The sequence below is a fragment of the Acidovorax sp. A79 genome (assembly GCF_041154505.1).
GTDB lineage: Bacteria > Pseudomonadota > Gammaproteobacteria > Burkholderiales > Burkholderiaceae_C > Acidovorax.
The window spans coordinates 5,590,673-5,606,935 of the sequence record NZ_AP028672.1; the positions used below are offsets into that span (position 1 = coordinate 5,590,673).

At 65.5% G+C, this 16,263-nt stretch carries 16 protein-coding genes; 11 read left to right on the forward strand and 5 right to left on the reverse strand.

Annotation, left to right across the window (positions count from 1 at the left end; translation table 11 throughout):
• The first annotated feature begins 15 nt into the window (after positions 1-15).
• The 8 genes from rimP (at position 16) to ACAM51_RS25890 (ending at position 10,315) form a co-directional block, all read left to right on the forward strand.
• Positions 16-609 (forward strand): ribosome maturation factor RimP, encoded by a 594-nt coding sequence (gene rimP / locus ACAM51_RS25855; protein WP_218294351.1) that lies wholly within the window; start codon positions 16-18, stop codon positions 607-609.
• A 77-nt stretch (positions 610-686) separates the two neighbouring features.
• The gene (gene nusA, locus ACAM51_RS25860) at positions 687-2,171 is read left to right on the forward strand and encodes a transcription termination factor NusA (protein ID WP_218294352.1); all 1,485 of its coding nucleotides are present in this window, start codon (positions 687-689) and stop codon (positions 2,169-2,171) included.
• 24 nt (positions 2,172-2,195) lie between these two features.
• Positions 2,196-5,063: a translation initiation factor IF-2 gene (gene infB / locus ACAM51_RS25865; protein WP_369642313.1), complete on the forward strand. Its 2,868-nt coding sequence runs from the start codon at positions 2,196-2,198 to the stop codon at positions 5,061-5,063.
• A gap of 18 nt (positions 5,064-5,081) precedes the next feature.
• Entirely contained in the window at positions 5,082-5,453 is a 372-nt protein-coding gene (gene rbfA, locus ACAM51_RS25870) for a 30S ribosome-binding factor RbfA (RefSeq protein WP_008904004.1), read from the forward strand.
• A gap of 2 nt (positions 5,454-5,455) precedes the next feature.
• Entirely contained in the window at positions 5,456-6,460 is a 1,005-nt protein-coding gene (gene truB / locus ACAM51_RS25875) for a tRNA pseudouridine(55) synthase TruB (protein WP_218294354.1), read from the forward strand.
• A complete protein-coding gene (gene typA / locus ACAM51_RS25880) occupies positions 6,457-8,280 on the forward strand; it encodes a translational GTPase TypA (protein ID WP_218294355.1) in 1,824 nt (607 codons plus the stop codon). The genes truB and typA overlap by 4 nt, the downstream gene beginning before the upstream one ends.
• Before the next feature lie 68 nt (positions 8,281-8,348).
• Complete coding sequence (locus ACAM51_RS25885; RefSeq protein WP_218294356.1) at positions 8,349-9,224, forward strand: DMT family transporter; 876 nt, start codon at positions 8,349-8,351, stop codon at positions 9,222-9,224.
• The gene (locus ACAM51_RS25890; RefSeq protein ID WP_369642314.1) at positions 9,221-10,315 is read left to right on the forward strand and encodes an enoyl-CoA hydratase/isomerase family protein; all 1,095 of its coding nucleotides are present in this window, start codon (positions 9,221-9,223) and stop codon (positions 10,313-10,315) included. Before ACAM51_RS25885 ends, ACAM51_RS25890 begins: the two co-directional genes overlap by 4 nt.
• 97 nt (positions 10,316-10,412) lie before the next feature.
• Here ACAM51_RS25890 and ACAM51_RS25895 read toward each other — a convergent pair whose 3' ends face one another.
• The 4 genes from ACAM51_RS25895 to smpB all read right to left on the reverse strand — a co-directional run bounded on the left by ACAM51_RS25895 (position 10,413) and on the right by smpB (position 12,918).
• Positions 10,413-11,321 carry an anti-sigma factor gene (locus tag ACAM51_RS25895; RefSeq protein WP_369642315.1) on the reverse strand — a complete coding sequence of 303 codons (909 nt, stop codon included), beginning with the start codon at positions 11,319-11,321 and terminating at the stop codon, positions 10,413-10,415.
• A gap of 20 nt (positions 11,322-11,341) precedes the next feature.
• Positions 11,342-11,896 carry a sigma-70 family RNA polymerase sigma factor gene (locus ACAM51_RS25900; protein WP_218294359.1) on the reverse strand — a complete coding sequence of 185 codons (555 nt, stop codon included), beginning with the start codon at positions 11,894-11,896 and terminating at the stop codon, positions 11,342-11,344.
• 27 nt (positions 11,897-11,923) lie between these two features.
• Positions 11,924-12,298, reverse strand: coding sequence for a hypothetical protein (locus ACAM51_RS25905; protein WP_369642316.1), 375 nt, complete (start codon positions 12,296-12,298; stop codon positions 11,924-11,926).
• 146 nt (positions 12,299-12,444) lie between these two features.
• Complete coding sequence (smpB, locus tag ACAM51_RS25910; protein WP_218294361.1) at positions 12,445-12,918, reverse strand: SsrA-binding protein SmpB; 474 nt, start codon at positions 12,916-12,918, stop codon at positions 12,445-12,447.
• A 296-nt stretch (positions 12,919-13,214) separates the two neighbouring features.
• On the opposite strand from smpB, the gene ACAM51_RS25915 reads away from it, so the two are divergent.
• Positions 13,215-13,655 (forward strand): type II toxin-antitoxin system RatA family toxin, encoded by a 441-nt coding sequence (locus ACAM51_RS25915; protein WP_218294362.1) that lies wholly within the window; start codon positions 13,215-13,217, stop codon positions 13,653-13,655.
• Positions 13,648-14,019 (forward strand): RnfH family protein, encoded by a 372-nt coding sequence (locus tag ACAM51_RS25920; protein WP_218294363.1) that lies wholly within the window; start codon positions 13,648-13,650, stop codon positions 14,017-14,019. Before ACAM51_RS25915 ends, ACAM51_RS25920 begins: the two co-directional genes overlap by 8 nt.
• A 63-nt stretch (positions 14,020-14,082) precedes the next feature.
• Here ACAM51_RS25920 and ACAM51_RS25925 read toward each other — a convergent pair whose 3' ends face one another.
• The gene (locus ACAM51_RS25925) at positions 14,083-14,616 is read right to left on the reverse strand and encodes a DUF4124 domain-containing protein (protein WP_369642317.1); all 534 of its coding nucleotides are present in this window, start codon (positions 14,614-14,616) and stop codon (positions 14,083-14,085) included.
• Positions 14,617-14,726: 110 nt separating this feature from the next.
• Here ACAM51_RS25925 and guaB point away from each other — a divergent pair, with 110 nt between their 5' ends.
• Positions 14,727-16,202, forward strand: a complete 1,476-nt coding sequence (gene guaB, locus ACAM51_RS25930) for an IMP dehydrogenase (protein WP_218294365.1) — start codon at positions 14,727-14,729, stop codon at positions 16,200-16,202.
• Positions 16,203-16,263 lie beyond the last annotated feature (61 nt).

Genomic DNA, 16,263 nt, shown 5'->3' on the forward strand with positions numbered 1-16,263 from the left:
GATTGAACTGAACACGTGGCATTACAGCAAGTCGTTGAACAAATTGTGACGGGCCTGGGATATGACCTGGTGGAGATCGAACGCTCTGCCGGTGGTCTGCTGCGCATCACCATTGACTTGCCCTGGGTGCAGCCGCCCGCCGACGCGCCGGTCCCGGCGCTGGATCAGTTTGTCACCGTCGAAGACTGCGAAAAGGTCACGCGCCAGCTGCAATTTGCGCTGGAGGTCGATGGCGTCGAGTACAAGCGCCTGGAAGTGTCTTCCCCCGGTATCGACCGCCCCTTGCGCCACGAACAGGACTTCGTGCGCTTCGAGGGCTCGGTCATCGACATCACCCTGAAGGCGCCCATCGGCGCCGCAGCGGCGGGGCAGGTCAATGCCACCCGCAAGAAATTTCGCGGCACGCTGGAGCGGGCCGAGGCTGGAGGCTGGCAGATCGTCTGGAGCGACGAGCCACCGGTCAAGCCGGGCCAGAAGGTGAGCAAGAAACGCGTTCCGGCGCCGCTGCAGGCGCTGGGTTTTACCCTGGATGAGGTGCGGGACGTCCGTCTGGCGCCCATCGTGGATTTCAAGGGGCGTGGAGGCAAGGCCGGGCCGGCGTCCGCCTGAGTGGCTGAATGGATTGGGGTGGGTGGCCGCAGCGCGCGGACCCTGCCCTCGGGTGATTGAAACAGGAGAGTCGTCGCATGAATCGCGAATTGTTGATGTTGGTTGAGGCCATTTCGCGCGAAAAGAACGTTGAGCGTGATGTGGTCTTGGGCGCCGTGGAGTCGGCCTTGGCCCAGGCTACCAAGAAGCTGTACCAGGGCGAGGTGGACATTCGCGTGTCCGTCGATCGCGACAGCGGCAACTATGAGACTTTCCGCCGCTGGCTGGTCGTGCCCGATGACGCGGGCCTGCAGAATCCCGAAGCCGAAGAGCTGCTGATGGATGCGAAGGACCGCATTCCCGACATCGAAGTCGGTGAGTACATCGAAGAGGGTGTCGAGTCCGTGCCGATCGGCCGCATCGGCGCCATGGCCGCCAAGCAGGTCATCCTGCAGAAGATCCGTGACGCCGAGCGCGAAATGCTGCTCAACGACTTCATGTCGCGCGGCGAGCGCATCTTCACCGGCACCGTCAAGCGCATGGACAAGGGCGACATCATTGTCGAGTCCGGCCGTGTGGAAGGCCGCCTGCGCCGCAGCGAGATGATCCCCAAGGAAAACCTGCGCAGCGGCGACCGCGTGCGGGCCATGATCATGGAAGTGGACCTGACCCTGCGTGGCGCGCCCATCATCCTGTCGCGCTCGGCCCCCGAGTTCATGATCGAGCTCTTCCGCCAGGAAGTGCCCGAGATCGAGCAGGGCCTGCTGGAGATCAAGTCCTGCGCCCGCGACCCCGGCTCGCGTGCCAAGATCGCCGTGCTGTCGCACGACAAGCGCGTGGACCCCATCGGTACCTGCGTCGGCGTGCGCGGCACCCGTGTGAACGCGGTGACCAACGAACTCGCCGGCGAGCGCGTGGACATCGTGCTGTGGTCCGAAGACCCCGCCCAGTTCGTGATCGGTGCGCTGGCGCCCGCCAACGTGTCCTCCATCGTGGTCGATGAGGAAAAGCACGCCATGGACGTGGTGGTGGACGAGGAAAACCTCGCCATCGCCATCGGCCGCGGCGGCCAGAACGTGCGCCTGGCGTCCGATCTGACCGGCTGGAAGATCAACATCATGGACGCCGCCGAAAGCGCGCAGAAGCAGGCCAACGAGACCGACACGGCCCGCAAGCTGTTCATGGAAAAGCTGGATGTGGACGAGGAAATCGCCGACATCCTGATCTCCGAAGGCTTCAACAGCCTCGAAGAAGTGGCCTATGTGCCGCTGCAGGAAATGCTGGAGATCGAAAGCTTCGACGAAGACACCGTCAACGAGCTGCGCGCCCGCGCCAAGGATGCGCTGCTCACGATGGAAATCGCCCGCGAGGAAAGCGTGGAAGAGGTCTCCCAGGACCTGCGCGACCTCGAAGGCCTCACCCCCGAGCTGATTGCCAAGTTGGCTGAAGGCGGTGTGCATACACGTGACGACCTGGCCGATCTGGCCATTGATGAACTGACCGACCTGACCGGACAGTCTGAAGAAGAAGCCAAAGCCTTGATCATGAAGGCGCGCGAACACTGGTTCGCGGGGCAAGAGTAAAGGTCAGGGAGGCACGAACCACATATGTCCAGTAATACTGTCGCCGAGTTTGCAACCGAACTCAAAAAATCGCCTGAAACCCTGCTCGACCAGCTCAAGGCTGCCGGCGTGGGCAAGGCTGCCCCCTCCGACGCGTTGACCGAGTCGGACAAGCAAAAGCTGCTTGCCTATCTGCAGGCCAGCCATGGCACGGCTTCGGCCGACCGCAAGAAGATCACGCTGGTGAAGAAGTCCACCAGCGAGATCAAGCAGGCCGATGCCACGGGCAAGGCCCGCACGATCCAGGTGGAAGTGCGCAAGAAGCGCACGTTCATCCAGCGCGATGAAGGTGCCGAGGCGTCTGCAGAAGCCCATGCGCCCGTGGCGGCGCAGGAGGCTGCTGTTTCCAGCGAGGATCTCGAGCTGTCCCGCCGCGAGGAAGAAGCGCGCCGCCAGGCCGAGCTGATCCGCCGCCAGGAGGCGGAGCTGGCCGAGAAGCGCGCTGAACGCGAAGCCCGTGAAAAGCGCGAACGCGAAGCCGAGGAGCGTGCTGCCGCCTACGCTGCGCAGGAAGCCGAAAAGAAGGCCCAGGCCTCTGCCGTCAAGCAGGAAGCGACCCGCGAGCAGGCCGCTGAAACCGCTGCGCGCAGCGCCGCCCAGGCCGAAGCGCGCGAAAAGGCTGCTGCCGAGTCCAAGGCCCGCTCCGACGAGGAAGCCGCGCGTGCGGCCGATCTGGATGCCCGCCGCCGCAAGGCCGAAGCCGAGGCCGCGGCCATTCGCTCCATGATGGCCACGCCCAAGAAGGCGGTCATGGTGGCCAAGAAGCCCGAGGAACCCAAGCCCGTGGCCAAGCCCGCCGCGGTGGGCGATGCCAAGAAGGGCACGCTGCACAAGCCGGCCGTGGGCACGGGTGTGGCGCGTGCGGGGGCTCCGGCCGCCGCCGGCGCAGGCGCGCCCGGCGCCGGCAAGGAAGTGAAGTCGGCCAAGCTGTCCTCCAGCTGGGCCAATGACACCGCCAAGAAGAAGGAAATCAAGACCCGTGGCGACAGCAGCGGCGGTGTCGGCCGCAACAACTGGCGTGGTGGCCCGCGTGGCCGCCGTGGTGACAACCGCGACCATCGCGACGACCACCAGCAGTCCGCACCGGTCGAGGCGCGCATCATTGAAGTGCATGTGCCCGAGACCATCACGGTGGCAGAGCTGGCCCACAAGATGTCGATCAAGGCGTCCGAAGTGATCAAGGCGCTGATGAAGATGGGCCAGATGGTCACCATCAACCAGCCGCTGGACCAGGACACCGCCATGATCGTGGTGGAAGAGCTGGGCCACAAGGCGGTGGTGGCGGCGCTGGACGATCCGGAAGCCTTCACCGACGACGATTCGACGCAGCAGAACGCAGAGTTGTTGCCGCGCGCCCCGGTCGTGACCGTCATGGGCCACGTCGACCACGGCAAGACCTCGCTGCTGGACTACATCCGCCGCGCCAAGGTCGCTGCGGGCGAAGCCGGCGGCATCACGCAGCACATTGGTGCCTACCACGTGGAAACACCGCGCGGCATGGTGTCGTTCCTCGACACCCCGGGTCACGAGGCCTTCACGGCCATGCGTGCCCGCGGTGCCCAGGCCACGGACATCGTGATCCTGGTGGTGGCGGCCGATGACGGCGTCATGCCCCAGACCAAGGAAGCCATCAAGCACGCCAAGGCGGCGGGTGTTCCTATCGTGGTGGCCATCACCAAGGCCGACAAGCCCGATGCCAACCCAGACCGCGTCAAGCAGGAGCTGGTGGTCGAAGAGGTGGTGCCGGAAGAATACGGTGGCGATTCGCCGTTCGTGCCCGTGTCCTCCAAGACCGGCATGGGCATCGACACGCTGCTCGAGCAGGTGCTGCTGCAGGCCGAAGTGCTGGAACTCAAGGCACCGGTCGACTCGCTGGCCAAGGGCCTCGTGATCGAAGCGCAGCTCGACAAGGGCCGCGGCCCCGTGGCGACCGTGCTGGTGCAGTCCGGTACCCTCAAGGTGGGCGACATCGTGCTGGCAGGCCAGACCTATGGCCGCGTGCGCGCCATGCTGGACGAAAACGGCAAGGTGGCCAAGACGGCGGGTCCGTCGATCCCGGTGGAAATCCAGGGCCTGACGGAAGTGCCGCAGGCCGGCGACGAATTCATGGTGCTCACGGACGAACGCCGTGCCCGCGAAATCGCCACCTACCGTGCCGGCAAGTTCCGCAACACCAAGCTGGCCAAGCAGCAGGCTGCGAAGCTGGAGAACATGTTCGCCGACATGACGGCAGGCGAAGTGAAGATGCTGCCCATCATCGTCAAGGCCGATGTGCAGGGTTCGCAGGAAGCGCTGGCGCAGTCGCTGCTCAAGCTGTCGACCGACGAAGTCAAGGTGCAACTGGTGTACGCCGCCGTGGGCGCCATCAGCGAGTCGGACATCAACCTGGCGATCGCCTCCAAGGCCATCGTGATCGGCTTCAACGTGCGGGCCGATGCCGGTGCGCGCAAGCTGGCCGAGGGCAATGGCGTCGATCTGCACTACTACAGCATCATTTACGACGCTGTGGACGAGCTGCGCGTGGCCATGTCCGGCATGCTGGCCCCCGAGCAGCGCGAGGAGATCATCGGCACGGCCGAGATCCGCACGGTGTTCGTGGCCACCAAGATCGGCACGATTGCCGGTTCGTACATCACCTCGGGCATGGTCCATCGCAACGCACGCTTCCGCCTGCTGCGCGACAACGTGGTGGTCTACACGGGCGAAGTCGATTCGATCAAGCGCCTCAAGGACGATGTCAAGGATGTCAAGGAAGGCTTCGAGTGCGGTATCAAGCTCAAGAACTACAACGACATCAAGGAAGGCGATCAACTCGAATTCTTTGACATCAAGGAAATCGCGCGGACGCTGTAAGGCATCGGTGACGACGACATGGCTGCGAAGAAATCTTCCACCCCCAACCGAGCCTTCAAGGTCGCCGACCAGATCCAGCGCGATCTGACGGAGCTGATCGCGCGCGAGTTGAAAGACCCGCGCGTGGGCATGGTGACGCTGCAGGGCGTGGAGGTGACTCCGGACTACGCCCATGCCAAGGTGTTCTTCAGCCTGCTGACGGGCGACCCTGTGGAGACACAGGCGGCGCTCAACCAGGCTGCGGGTTTCCTGCGCAACGGCTTGTTCAAGCGCCTGCACATCCACACGGTGCCCACGCTGCACTTCGTGTTCGACCGCACCTCCGAGCGGGCGGCCGACATGAATGCCTTGATTGCCAAGGCTGTCTCTTCCCGCGCCAAAGAGGATTAGCCATGCAGCCAGCGCCACGCACCAGGGTGCAGCGGCGCCCTGTGCATGGGGTGTTGCTGCTCGACAAACCGCTCGGCCTTTCGAGCAACGACGCCTTGCAAAAGGCGAAATGGCTCCTGCGCGCCGAAAAGGCGGGCCATACCGGCACGCTCGACCCGTTGGCCACCGGCGTGCTGCCCCTGTGTTTTGGCGCGGCCACCAAGTTCAGCCAGCTGCAGCTCGACGCGCCCAAGACCTATGAGGCCCTGGCGCTGCTGGGAGCGACGACGACGACCGGCGATGCCGAGGGCGATGTGGTGCAGCGCTGCGATGTCGACCCCGCCCAGCTCACCCCTGAGCGTCTGGCGGCGGTGCAGCAGCAGTTCACCGGCCCCATCCGCCAGGTGCCGCCCATGCACAGCGCGCTCAAGAAGGATGGCAAGGCGCTGTATGAATACGCCCGTGCGGGCATCACCGTGGAGCGCGAGGCGCGCGATGTGGTCATTCACGCACTGAAATTGACGCTGGTCCAGACCGATCAAGCGCAAAGCGCTATCAAAATAGTAGTGACCTGCAGCAAAGGCACCTACATCCGTACCCTGGGGGAAGACATTGGCGCCGCCCTGGGCTGCGGGGCGCACCTGACCTTTCTGCGCCGCATCGATACCGGCGGGATCGGCGTGGAGCGCTGCGTCACGCTGGCACAGCTGGAAGCCATGCCCGAGGCCGAACGGCTGGCCAGCCTGGAAGCTCCCGAGTCGCTGCTGGCGCAACACGTGCATGTCACGCTGGACGGTGAGAATGCAGCCCGATTCCTGTCGGGCGTGCGTCGCCGTGGCAACTGGCCCGATGCCAGTGCCGTGGCGGTGTTTGGCGAGAATCCCCTGGCGCTGCTGGGGGTGGGCCACATCGTGGGCGGGGAGCTGGTGCCGGACAGGCTCCTGAGTCCGCTGGAAATTCAACAAATTTTGGAAAGCACGCCGCATTCCGCGTCCATGGCGCACAGCGGCATATTGGAAAAACTATGACTAAACAAATCCGCAATATCGCCATCATTGCCCACGTTGACCATGGCAAAACCACCATGGTCGACCAGCTGCTGCGCCAGTCCGGCACCTTCGCCGACCACGAAAAGGTCGTCGATACCGTGATGGACAACAACGCCATCGAAAAAGAGCGCGGCATCACCATCCTGGCCAAGAACTGCGCCGTGAGCTGGAAGGGCACGCACATCAACATCGTGGACACCCCCGGCCACGCGGACTTCGGCGGCGAAGTGGAACGCGCCCTGTCCATGGTGGACAGCGTGGTGCTGCTGATCGACGCGCAAGAGGGCCCCATGCCCCAGACGCGTTTCGTGACCAAGAAGGCCCTGGCCCTGGGCCTGCGCCCCATTCTGGTCGTGAACAAGGTGGACAAGCCGGGTGCCAACCCCGACAAGGTCGTTAACGCAGCGTTCGACCTGTTTGACAAGCTTGGCGCCACCGACGAGCAGCTCGACTTCCCCGTGGTGTACGCCTCGGGCATCAACGGCTGGTCGTCGCTCGAAGAAGGCGCGCCCGGTGAGCAGTGGGGCCCCGACATGTCGGCCCTGTTCGACACCATCCTCAGCCACGTGCCCCCGAACACGGGCGACCCGGCTGCCCCGCTGCAACTGCAGATCTCGGCGCTGGACTTCTCCAGCTTCGTGGGCCGCATCGGCGTGGGCCGCATCAGCCAAGGCACCTTGAAGCCCATGATGGACGTGGTCGTCATGGAAGGCCCCGACGGCAAGGCCGTCAAGGGCCGTGTGAACCAGGTGCTGACCTTCCAGGGCCTGGACCGCATGCAGACGCCCATGGCCGGCCCCGGCGACATCGTGCTGATCAACGGCATTGAAGACATCGGCATCGGCGTGACCGTGACCGACCCCGCCAATCCCGCACCGCTGCCCATGCTGAAGGTGGACGAGCCCACGCTGACCATGAATTTCTGCGTGAACACCAGCCCGCTGGCCGGCCGCGAAGGCAAGTTCGTGACCAGCCGCCAGATCTGGGACCGCCTGCAAAAGGAACTACAGCACAACGTGGCCCTGCGCGTGAGCGAGACCGACGAGGAAGGCATCTTCGAAGTGATGGGCCGGGGCGAACTGCACCTGACCATCCTCTTGGAAAACATGCGCCGTGAAGGCTACGAGCTCGCCGTGTCCAAGCCGCGCGTGGTGTTCAAGGAAATCAACGGCGAGAAGTGCGAGCCCATTGAGCTGGTGACGGCTGACATCGAAGAAGGACACCAGGGCGGCGTGATGCAGGCCCTGGGTGAGCGCAAGGGCGAGCTGGTGAACATGGAGCCGGACGGCCGTGGCCGCGTGCGCCTGGAGTACCGCATTCCGGCGCGTGGCCTGATCGGCTTCACGAACGAATTCCTGAACCTGACGCGCGGCTCCGGCCTCATCAGCAACATCTTCGACAGCTATGAGCCGCACAAGGGCGACATCGGCGGCCGCAAGAACGGCGTGCTGATCTCGATGGACGACGGCGAGATCTTCACCTACGCCCTGGGCAAGCTGGACGACCGTGGCCGCATGTTCGTGAAGGCGAACGACCCCGTGTACGAAGGCATGATCGTCGGCATCCACAGCCGCGACAACGACCTGGTGGTGAACGCCACGCGCACCAAGCAGCTGACCAACTTCCGCGTGAGCGGCAAGGAAGACGCGATCAAGATCACGCCCCCGATCGACCTCACGCTGGAATACGGCGTGGAATTCATCGAGGACGACGAACTGGTCGAGATCACGCCCAAGTCCGTGCGCCTGCGCAAGCGCCACCTGACCGAGAACGAGCGCAAGCGCGCTTCCCGGTCCTGATAGGCTGAGCTTCCCCGGAAGGGCCACTGCTGCGCAGTGGCCTTTTTTCCGTCTGCAACCCGAACCCCATGTTGAAACTCACACATTCCCGCGCGGTGGTGCTGATGGTGGCGGTGACCCTGATGTGGTCCATCGCTGGCGTGGTCACGCGCCACCTGGAACATGCGGCGAGCTTTGAGGTGACCTTCTGGCGCAGCTTTTTCACGCTGCTGTCCCTGCTGGTCATCCTGCCGGCGCTGCAGGGCAGGGCGGTGTTTGCCTCCATGCGCCATGGTGGCCATGCGCTGTGGATCTCTGGCGTGTGCTGGAGCGTGATGTTCACGGCGTTCATGGTGGCCCTGGTGCTCATGCCGGTGGCCAATGTGCTGGTCACGATGGCCGTGGGGCCGCTGCTCACCGCGCTGTTCGCACGGGTGTTCATCGGCCACCACATCGCCCCGCGCACATGGGCTGCGATTGCCGTGGCGGGGCTGGGCATTGCGTGGATGTATGGTTCGCAGATGGCGGGCCTGCCCTTGGCGGGTACGCTGGTGGCGCTGTGCGTGCCCGTGGCGGCAGCCATTAACTGGACGGTGGTGCAACACTCGCAGCGCCACGGCCACGCGGTGGACCTGGTGCCCGCGGTGCTTGTCGGCGCGGTGATCTCGGTGGTGGCCACGCTGCCGCTGGCGCTGCCTTTTCAGGCGTCGGCCCATGACCTGGCCCTGCTGGCGCTGCTGGGCGTGGTGCAATTGGCCATTCCTTGTGTGCTGGCCGTGCGCTGTGGGCGTGTGCTCAAGGCGCCCGAGATGGCGCTGCTCGGTTTGCTCGAAGTGATCTTTGGCATCTTGCTGGCATGGCTGGGCGCGGGCGAAAAGCCCGGCACGGCAGTGCTGACGGGGGGCGCACTGGTGATCGGTGCGCTGGTTTTCAATGAACTGTTGGGTTGGAAGGAACAAAAATGACGGAGACGGTAGTGTCTGAAGTGTTGAGCGAAGTGCGTGGCCAGGTTGGCTTCATTACCCTGAACCGCCCGCGTGCGCTCAACGCGTTGTCGCTGGGCATGGTGCGTGACCTGATGGGCATCCTGCTGGCCTGGCAGAACGATGCGCGGGTGCTGGCGGTGGCGATTCGCGGCAGCAACAAGGAGGGCCCGTTCGGTGCCTTCTGCGCGGGCGGCGACATCCGCTTCCTGCACCAGGCGGGCAGCCAGGGTAACCCCCTGCTGGAAGACTTCTTCACCGAGGAATACGCGCTCAACCACCTGATCCACAACTACGGCAAGCCCTACATCGCGTTCATGGACGGCATCGTGATGGGCGGCGGCATGGGCATCAGCCAGGGGGCAGCGCTGCGGGTGGTGACCGAGCGCACCAAGATGGCGATGCCCGAGACGGCCATCGGCCTGTTCCCTGACGTGGGCGGCGGCTACTTCCTCTCGCGCTGCCCCGGCCGCGTGGGCGAGTGGCTGGCCCTCACGGGCGACACCATCGGCGCGGGTGATGCCATCGAAAACCAGTTGGCGGATGGCTGCCTGCCCTCGGACCAGCAATCCGCCGTGTGGGAGGCGCTGGGGGCCGGGGGTTTTGCGGATGGCCCTGCAGTCCGTGACTACGTTGCTTCCAAATTCATAGCTGTCAGCGCACACCAGTCAAGCGCTAGAACCCAGATTGACCAATATTTCTCGTTGCCCAGCGTGGGCGAGATCGTCGCTGCGCTCGAGGCGGCCGACACCGACTGGGCGCGTGCCACGGCGGCCACGCTGCGCAAGCGCTCGCCGCTGATGCTGCACGTGGTGCTCGAGCAGATCCGGCGTGCGCGCGGCATGGGCCTGGCCGACGACCTGCGCATGGAGCGCGACATGGTGCGCCACTGCTTCTTCCTGCGCCCTGGCCAGAGCGAGACGGTGGAGGGCATCCGCGCCCTGGCCGTGGACAAGGACCATGCGCCGAAGTGGAACCCTGGCCGCATCGAGGACGTGGCGCCCGCGATGGTGGCACCGTTCTTCGCCAGCCCCTGGCCCGCGCACGCGCACCCGCTGGCGGCCCTGGGCTGACCTGGATTGAACTGACCTGAACTGAACCCAGGCCGGTGCGAACGCTAGTGTCCCGAGTTGGAAGTTACTTTATGAACCGAATTTCTAACTCGGGACACTAGAGCTGCAGCTGCCGGTATACCGCCGTGGCCAGCGCGAGCAATTCCGCGCGCGATAGCTGTCCGCTGAGCGCGTAGCCAAAGCTTCCCTCGGTCCAGTAGAAACCGGGCACGGGGCCTTCCTGCGTGAACTGGAAGGCCGCTGCCGCCGTGGCCGTGGTGGCGGGCGGGTTGTCGTGCGGCGGTGGCGCACCGTGGCGAGAAAGCGCCGTGGTGGCCGTGGGGGCGAGTGCGCCCAGGTACAGCGTGATGCGCTGGCCCGCAGCATTCTGGTACATGAACTGCGCACGCGCCCCGGTGTCGCCCGGCAGCAGGCGGCCTCCCACCAGCTCATAGCCTTGCGGGGCGAGCACGGGCACCTTCAGCGGCTTGCCCAGCCGCTTGGAGAGCCACTGCACCAGATGCTCCTGCTGCGACGCGGTGACTTCCACCGGATGGCGGACCTCCGGCTGGTAGACCGCATGGGCCACGGCGGCCTGCTGGGCAAAGCGCTGCGCCGGCGCCGTGGCCAGCAGCGCTGCCGCATCGCCCGCCAGAGGCTGGTGGCCCGCGGCCGGGCCGCCTGCCCACTGGCCACGCCCCGCCCACCCCAGCGCGAAGGCCAGCAGCACCGACGCGGCCAGGCCGCCCCAGCGCCACCACTGTGCCTGCCGTTCCTGGTGTCCCGCGGCGCGCAACGCAGCGGCCAGCAACGCATCGGGCACGGCGGCATGGAGCAGATCCTGGTGCAGTGCCTGCAGCTGATCGCGCCCCTGTTGCCAATGGGCGATGGCATCGCGCGCGGCCTCGTTGCCTTCCAGTTGCTGGCGCAAGGCTGCGGCCTGCGCGGCCGGGAGGCGGCCGTCCGCCAGGGCGTGCCAGGCGGGATCGTCTTCGGGGAGGGGCGGGGCGTGGGAGCGCGGTTCCATGGCAGTGTCGCGGGTCGTCGTCATTTCAGGCGGCGCAGCGCCGGGGGCTGGGACTGGGTCTGTGGGGCGGCTGCCGCCGTGGCTGGTGAGGGGGATGGCGCAGGCACCGATGTGCGCTCCATCAGTACCCGCAGCCGGGCGCGGGCGCGCGACAGCCGTGACATCACCGTGCCCACGGGGACGGCCAGGATGCGGGCCGTGTCCTCGTAGCTCATGTCCTCCATGGCCACCAGCAGCAGCACGGCCCGCTGGTCCGCGGGCAGGCGCTGCAGGCAGCGTTCCAGGTCCAGCGCGTCGTCCGAGGGCACCGGCGCGCCGGGCAACTGGTCGCGGACGTCCTCGATGTCCAGCGGCGCCAGCGCTGGCATCGCGCGGCGCTGGTTGAGATAGAGGTTGTGCATGAGCGTGAAAAGCCATGCGCGCAGGTCGCTGCCGGTGCGCCACAGCAGCCATTTGCTGCAGGCGCGCTCCAGCGTGTCCTGCACGAGGTCGTCGGCCGCCCAGGCATCACCTGTCAGCACCCGGGCATAGCGGCGCAGGCCTGGCAACTGCTCGACAACCTGAGTGCGGTTCATGGCGCGGTGGGATGGGCGCGCTCGCCCTCAGGGGCGGGCAGTGCGCCAGACCTGGTTCACGCCGTCGCCGGTCCTGTCGCCGGGTTTGGTGTCCTTGACCCAGTAGTACAGCGGCTTGCCCTTGTAGGCCAGCTGGGTCTTGCCGTCATCACGGGTCACGATGCTGTAGTCGCCGCCCGGCGCCGGGCTGGCCATGAGCGGGGGCCAGTTGGTGGCGCAGGGCCCGTTGCAGACTGATTTGCCGCTGCCTGCCGCGTCGCGGTCAAAGGTGTAGAGCGTCATGCCGCCCGCGCCGACGAGCACGCCGTCCACGGTTTTCACGGGCGAGTCGGCCATGGAGGCGCAGCCCGCCATACCGGCAACGGCGATGAATGCTGCCGCCATCGAGACAAATTTCTTCATGGGTTTCTCCAGAGTGGGTGCAGGCGGCGCGAATGCGGCCTTGCACCGGGACAAACACATGGGCACCGTGGTTTATTCCACGCCGCCGCAAAAAAACCGGCCGGGCTGGCATCGATGTGGCGCTTCCCGGCCCGATGGCGCGCAGGCTAGCGGTTTCTGCTCTTCATGGCGCGCTCGACCTCGCGCTTGCCTTCGCGGTCCTTGATGGTATCGCGCTTGTCGTGCTCGGCCTTGCCCTTGGCCAGGGCGATCTCGCATTTCACGAAGCCGTTCTTCCAGTGCAGGTTCAATGGCACCAGCGTGTAGCCCTTTTGCTCGACCTTGCCGATCAGGCGCTTGATGTCGTCCTTCTTGAGCAGCAGTTTCTTGGTGCGCGCGGATTCGGGGTTGACGTGGGTCGAGGCCGTCTTGAGCGGATTGATCAGGCAACCGAGCAGGTACAGCTCTCCATCACGTATCAGCACATAGCCGTCGGTCAATTGCACCTTGCCCTCGCGCAGCGCCTTGACCTCCCAGCCGTGCAACACCATGCCCGCCTCGTGGCGCTCCTCGAAGAAATAGTTGAAGGCCGCTTTTTTGTTGTCGGCAATGCGGGACGTAGGATCTGGTTTTTTGGCCATGGGGTGAGAGCGTGTTTGCACTTTTACGTGCCCGCGAAAACCGGAGAAAGGCCCGGCAGATGGGCGCAGGACGCGCCGAAGTATCGATACTGCAAGCGGACTGCGACAACGTGGCCGGGCCTTTCCCCGGCTTTCCCGAAAGGTTGGACCCGGACGCAGGTACTTGAGGCTCAGGACACGCTTTAAAAGATGCGGCGCAAACCGGGAGATAAAAGGCCTCCCTACAATTGTCGTCGTCTCGCACCCGCGATTCTAATTTCCTCTGGCTTGCGCGCACCGGTGCAGGCGCCGTCTGCATGAAAACCGTCCACAAGTCCGTCCTCATCTGGTATAGCCCCGAAGAAATGTTTGCCCTGGTCACCGGGGTGGAGCACTACCCCCAGTTCCTGCCATGGTGCGACCATGCCGCCGTGCTCGAGCAGACCGCAGAGGGCATGACCGCCGAGGTAGGCATTTCATTTGGCGGCATCCGCCAGACCTTCGTGACGCACAACACCCATGAGGCAGGCCGGCGCGTGCGGATGCGGCTGGTCAAGGGGCCTTTCTCGCAGCTCGACGGCGACTGGCTTTTTCACCCCGTGGGCGATGGCAGCCAGCGGGCCTGCCGCGTGGAGTTGAGCCTGAATTACGGTTTTGACAACGCGGCCCTGGCGGCGCTGGTAGGCCCTGTGTTCGACCGCATCGCGGGCAGCATGGTCGATGCCTTCGTGAAGCGCGCGGAACAGGTGTATGGCTGAGGAGCCGGCTGGTGCGGACATCGCAACCCCGCGCGCACCCGCTCTGATGCGGATCACCGTGCTGGTCTCGCTGGCGCCCCGGCAGGTCAGCGAATGCACTGTGCAATTGCACCCTGGAAGCACGCTCGCCGATGCCCTGCAAGCCGCCGGGCAGATGGCTGCGCGGCGCGAGGGCATGGCGTGCGGCATCTGGGGCCGTGCCATGCCCGAGACGACGCTGCTCAAGGACGGGGACCGCGTGGAGTTGTACCGGGAGCTCAAGGTGGACCCCAAGGTGGCACGCCGCGAGCGGTTTGCCCGGCAGGGCGCGCGTTCCACGGGCCTCTTCGCGCGGCAGCGGCCGGGCGGCAAGTCAGGCTACTGATCGGGATACCAATTGAAACAAAAACGGCGCCTCAGGCGCCGTTTTTTTGCCACGGATGACCGCTCAGCGTTTGCAGTCGGAGGCGATGATCGTGTCGATGCGCTTGACCTCTGCATTGCGCTGGGCCTCGTCCAGGAAGACGCGCTCGCCCTGTGCATTGCTCTGCCTGATCGGCGCGCCGGTCTCGAAAGTGGCCTTGGCCGCGCGCGCACGGGTGCAGTTTTCTGCCTTGGCCTTGGCGATCCTGTCGTCTTCGGCTTTCTTCTTGGCGGCTTCGGCGGCCTCTGCCTCAGCCTTGCGCTTTTCCAGCTCCTTGTCCTTGCCGGCGGCGCTGGCGGGAGCGCGGGGGGATGCGGCCGCAGGCGCAGCAGCCGAGGCGGGGGCATCGGCCGCTTCCGGCGCACTGGCGGCTGCCGCAGGCACGCGTGCAGCCGCGTAGCTTGGCTGCTTGAGGATGCTCTTTTCCGGGATGTCCTGTGGCGGCGGGCGGTCGCTGAAGACCTTGCGGCCGTCCTTGTCGATCCACTGCCATTGGGCAGCGGCACCCAGGGCCCAGGTGCAGGCAACGGCCAGCAAAACAAGCTTGTGCAATTTCATGCAGGCAAGTTTAGCCGTGCAGCAACGCAGCCGCCAGTGCGTGCGCAAAGGAGCGCGAGCCCTGCGGTGCCCCGCGGACGCGGGTACAATCCGTTTTTTGGAGCTTTCTCATGCGCCTTCTTGGAAAAGCGCTCACCTTCGACGATGTGTTGCTGGTGCCAGCGTACTCCCAGGTCCTGCCCAAGGACACGTCCCTCGCGACGAAACTCTCCCGCAATATCCAACTGAACTTGCCGCTCGTGTCCGCTGCCATGGACACCGTGACCGAGGCGCGCCTGGCCATTGCCATTGCCCAGGAGGGCGGCATCGGCATCGTGCACAAGAACCTCACGGCGCAGGAGCAGGCCGCCCAGGTGGCCAAGGTCAAGCGCTATGAATCCGGCGTGCTGCGCGACCCGGTCGTCATCACCCCCGAGCACACCGTGCTGCAGGTGCTGCAGCTGTCCGAACAGCTCGGCATCTCGGGCTTTCCGGTGTGCGACGGCGGCAAGGTGGTGGGCATCGTCACGGGCCGTGACCTGCGCTTTGAAACGCGCTACGACGTCAAGGTCCACCAGATCATGACCCCGCGCGAGAAGCTCATCACCGTCAACGAAAAGGAAGGCACCTCGCCTGCCGAAGCCAAGGCGCTGCTCAACAAGCACAAGCTCGAGCGCATCCTGGTCGTGAACGACGCGTTCGAGCTCAAGGGCCTGATCACCGTCAAGGACATCACCAAGCAAACCAGCTTCCCCAACGCCGCCCGCGACCCCTCGGGCCGCCTGCGCGTGGGCGCCGCTGTCGGCGTGGGTGAAGGCACCGAAGAGCGCGTCGAAGCCCTGGTCAAGGCCGGTGTGGACGCCATCGTGGTCGACACCGCCCATGGCCACAGCAAGGGCGTGATCGAGCGCGTGCGCTGGGTCAAGCAGAACTACCCGCAGGTCGACGTGATCGGCGGCAACATCGCCACCGGCGCGGCCGCACTGGCGCTGGTCGAGGCGGGCGCCGACGCGGTCAAGGTCGGTATCGGCCCGGGCTCCATCTGCACCACGCGCATCGTGGCCGGTGTGGGCGTGCCCCAGATCATGGCCATCGACAGCGTGGCCACCGCCCTCAAGGGCACGGGCGTGCCGCTGATCGCGGACGGCGGCGTGCGCTACAGCGGTGACATCGCCAAGGCGCTGGCTGCAGGCGCCAGCACCATCATGATGGGCGGCATGTTCGCGGGCACCGAAGAAGCGCCCGGCGAAGTCATCCTGTTCCAGGGCCGCAGCTACAAGAGCTACCGCGGCATGGGCAGCATCGGTGCCATGCAGCAGGGCAGCGCCGACCGCTACTTCCAGGAATCCACCACCGGCAATCCCAACGCCGACAAGCTCGTGCCCGAGGGCATCGAAGGCCGCGTGCCCTACAAGGGCTCCATGGTCTCCATCGTGTTCCAGATGGCCGGTGGCGTGCGCGCCGCCATGGGCTACTGCGGTTGCGCCACCATCGACGACATGAACAACAAGGCCGAGTTCGTCGAGATCACCACCGCCGGTATCCGCGAAAGTCACGTGCACGACGTTCAAATTACGAAGGAGGCCCCCAACTACAGGGCTGACTGAGCACCGCCGATCCAATCTGGCCTGATTGAAAATATCTGGTCAGAATGATATAGTCTGGTCT

Excerpts from the sequence above, each read along its gene's own strand:
- infB (WP_369642313.1), top strand. The coding sequence starts at position 2,196 with ATGTCCAGTAATACTGTCGCCGAGTTTGCAACCGAACTCAAAAAATCG.
- truB (WP_218294354.1), top strand. The coding sequence starts at position 5,456 with ATGCAGCCAGCGCCACGCACCAGGGTGCAGCGGCGCCCTGTGCATGGG.
- ACAM51_RS25920 (WP_218294363.1), top strand. The coding sequence starts at position 13,648 with ATGGCTGAGGAGCCGGCTGGTGCGGACATCGCAACCCCGCGCGCACCC.
- ACAM51_RS25890 (WP_369642314.1), top strand. The coding sequence starts at position 9,221 with ATGACGGAGACGGTAGTGTCTGAAGTGTTGAGCGAAGTGCGTGGCCAG.
- ACAM51_RS25925 (WP_369642317.1), bottom strand. The coding sequence starts at position 14,616 with ATGAAATTGCACAAGCTTGTTTTGCTGGCCGTTGCCTGCACCTGGGCC.
- guaB (WP_218294365.1), top strand. The coding sequence starts at position 14,727 with ATGCGCCTTCTTGGAAAAGCGCTCACCTTCGACGATGTGTTGCTGGTG.
- nusA (WP_218294352.1), top strand. The coding sequence starts at position 687 with ATGAATCGCGAATTGTTGATGTTGGTTGAGGCCATTTCGCGCGAAAAG.
- ACAM51_RS25885 (WP_218294356.1), top strand. The coding sequence starts at position 8,349 with ATGTTGAAACTCACACATTCCCGCGCGGTGGTGCTGATGGTGGCGGTG.
- typA (WP_218294355.1), top strand. The coding sequence starts at position 6,457 with ATGACTAAACAAATCCGCAATATCGCCATCATTGCCCACGTTGACCAT.
- ACAM51_RS25900 (WP_218294359.1), bottom strand. The coding sequence starts at position 11,896 with ATGAACCGCACTCAGGTTGTCGAGCAGTTGCCAGGCCTGCGCCGCTAT.
- rbfA (WP_008904004.1), top strand. The coding sequence starts at position 5,082 with ATGGCTGCGAAGAAATCTTCCACCCCCAACCGAGCCTTCAAGGTCGCC.
- smpB (WP_218294361.1), bottom strand. The coding sequence starts at position 12,918 with ATGGCCAAAAAACCAGATCCTACGTCCCGCATTGCCGACAACAAAAAA.
- ACAM51_RS25905 (WP_369642316.1), bottom strand. The coding sequence starts at position 12,298 with ATGAAGAAATTTGTCTCGATGGCGGCAGCATTCATCGCCGTTGCCGGT.
- ACAM51_RS25915 (WP_218294362.1), top strand. The coding sequence starts at position 13,215 with ATGAAAACCGTCCACAAGTCCGTCCTCATCTGGTATAGCCCCGAAGAA.
- ACAM51_RS25895 (WP_369642315.1), bottom strand. The coding sequence starts at position 11,321 with ATGGAACCGCGCTCCCACGCCCCGCCCCTCCCCGAAGACGATCCCGCC.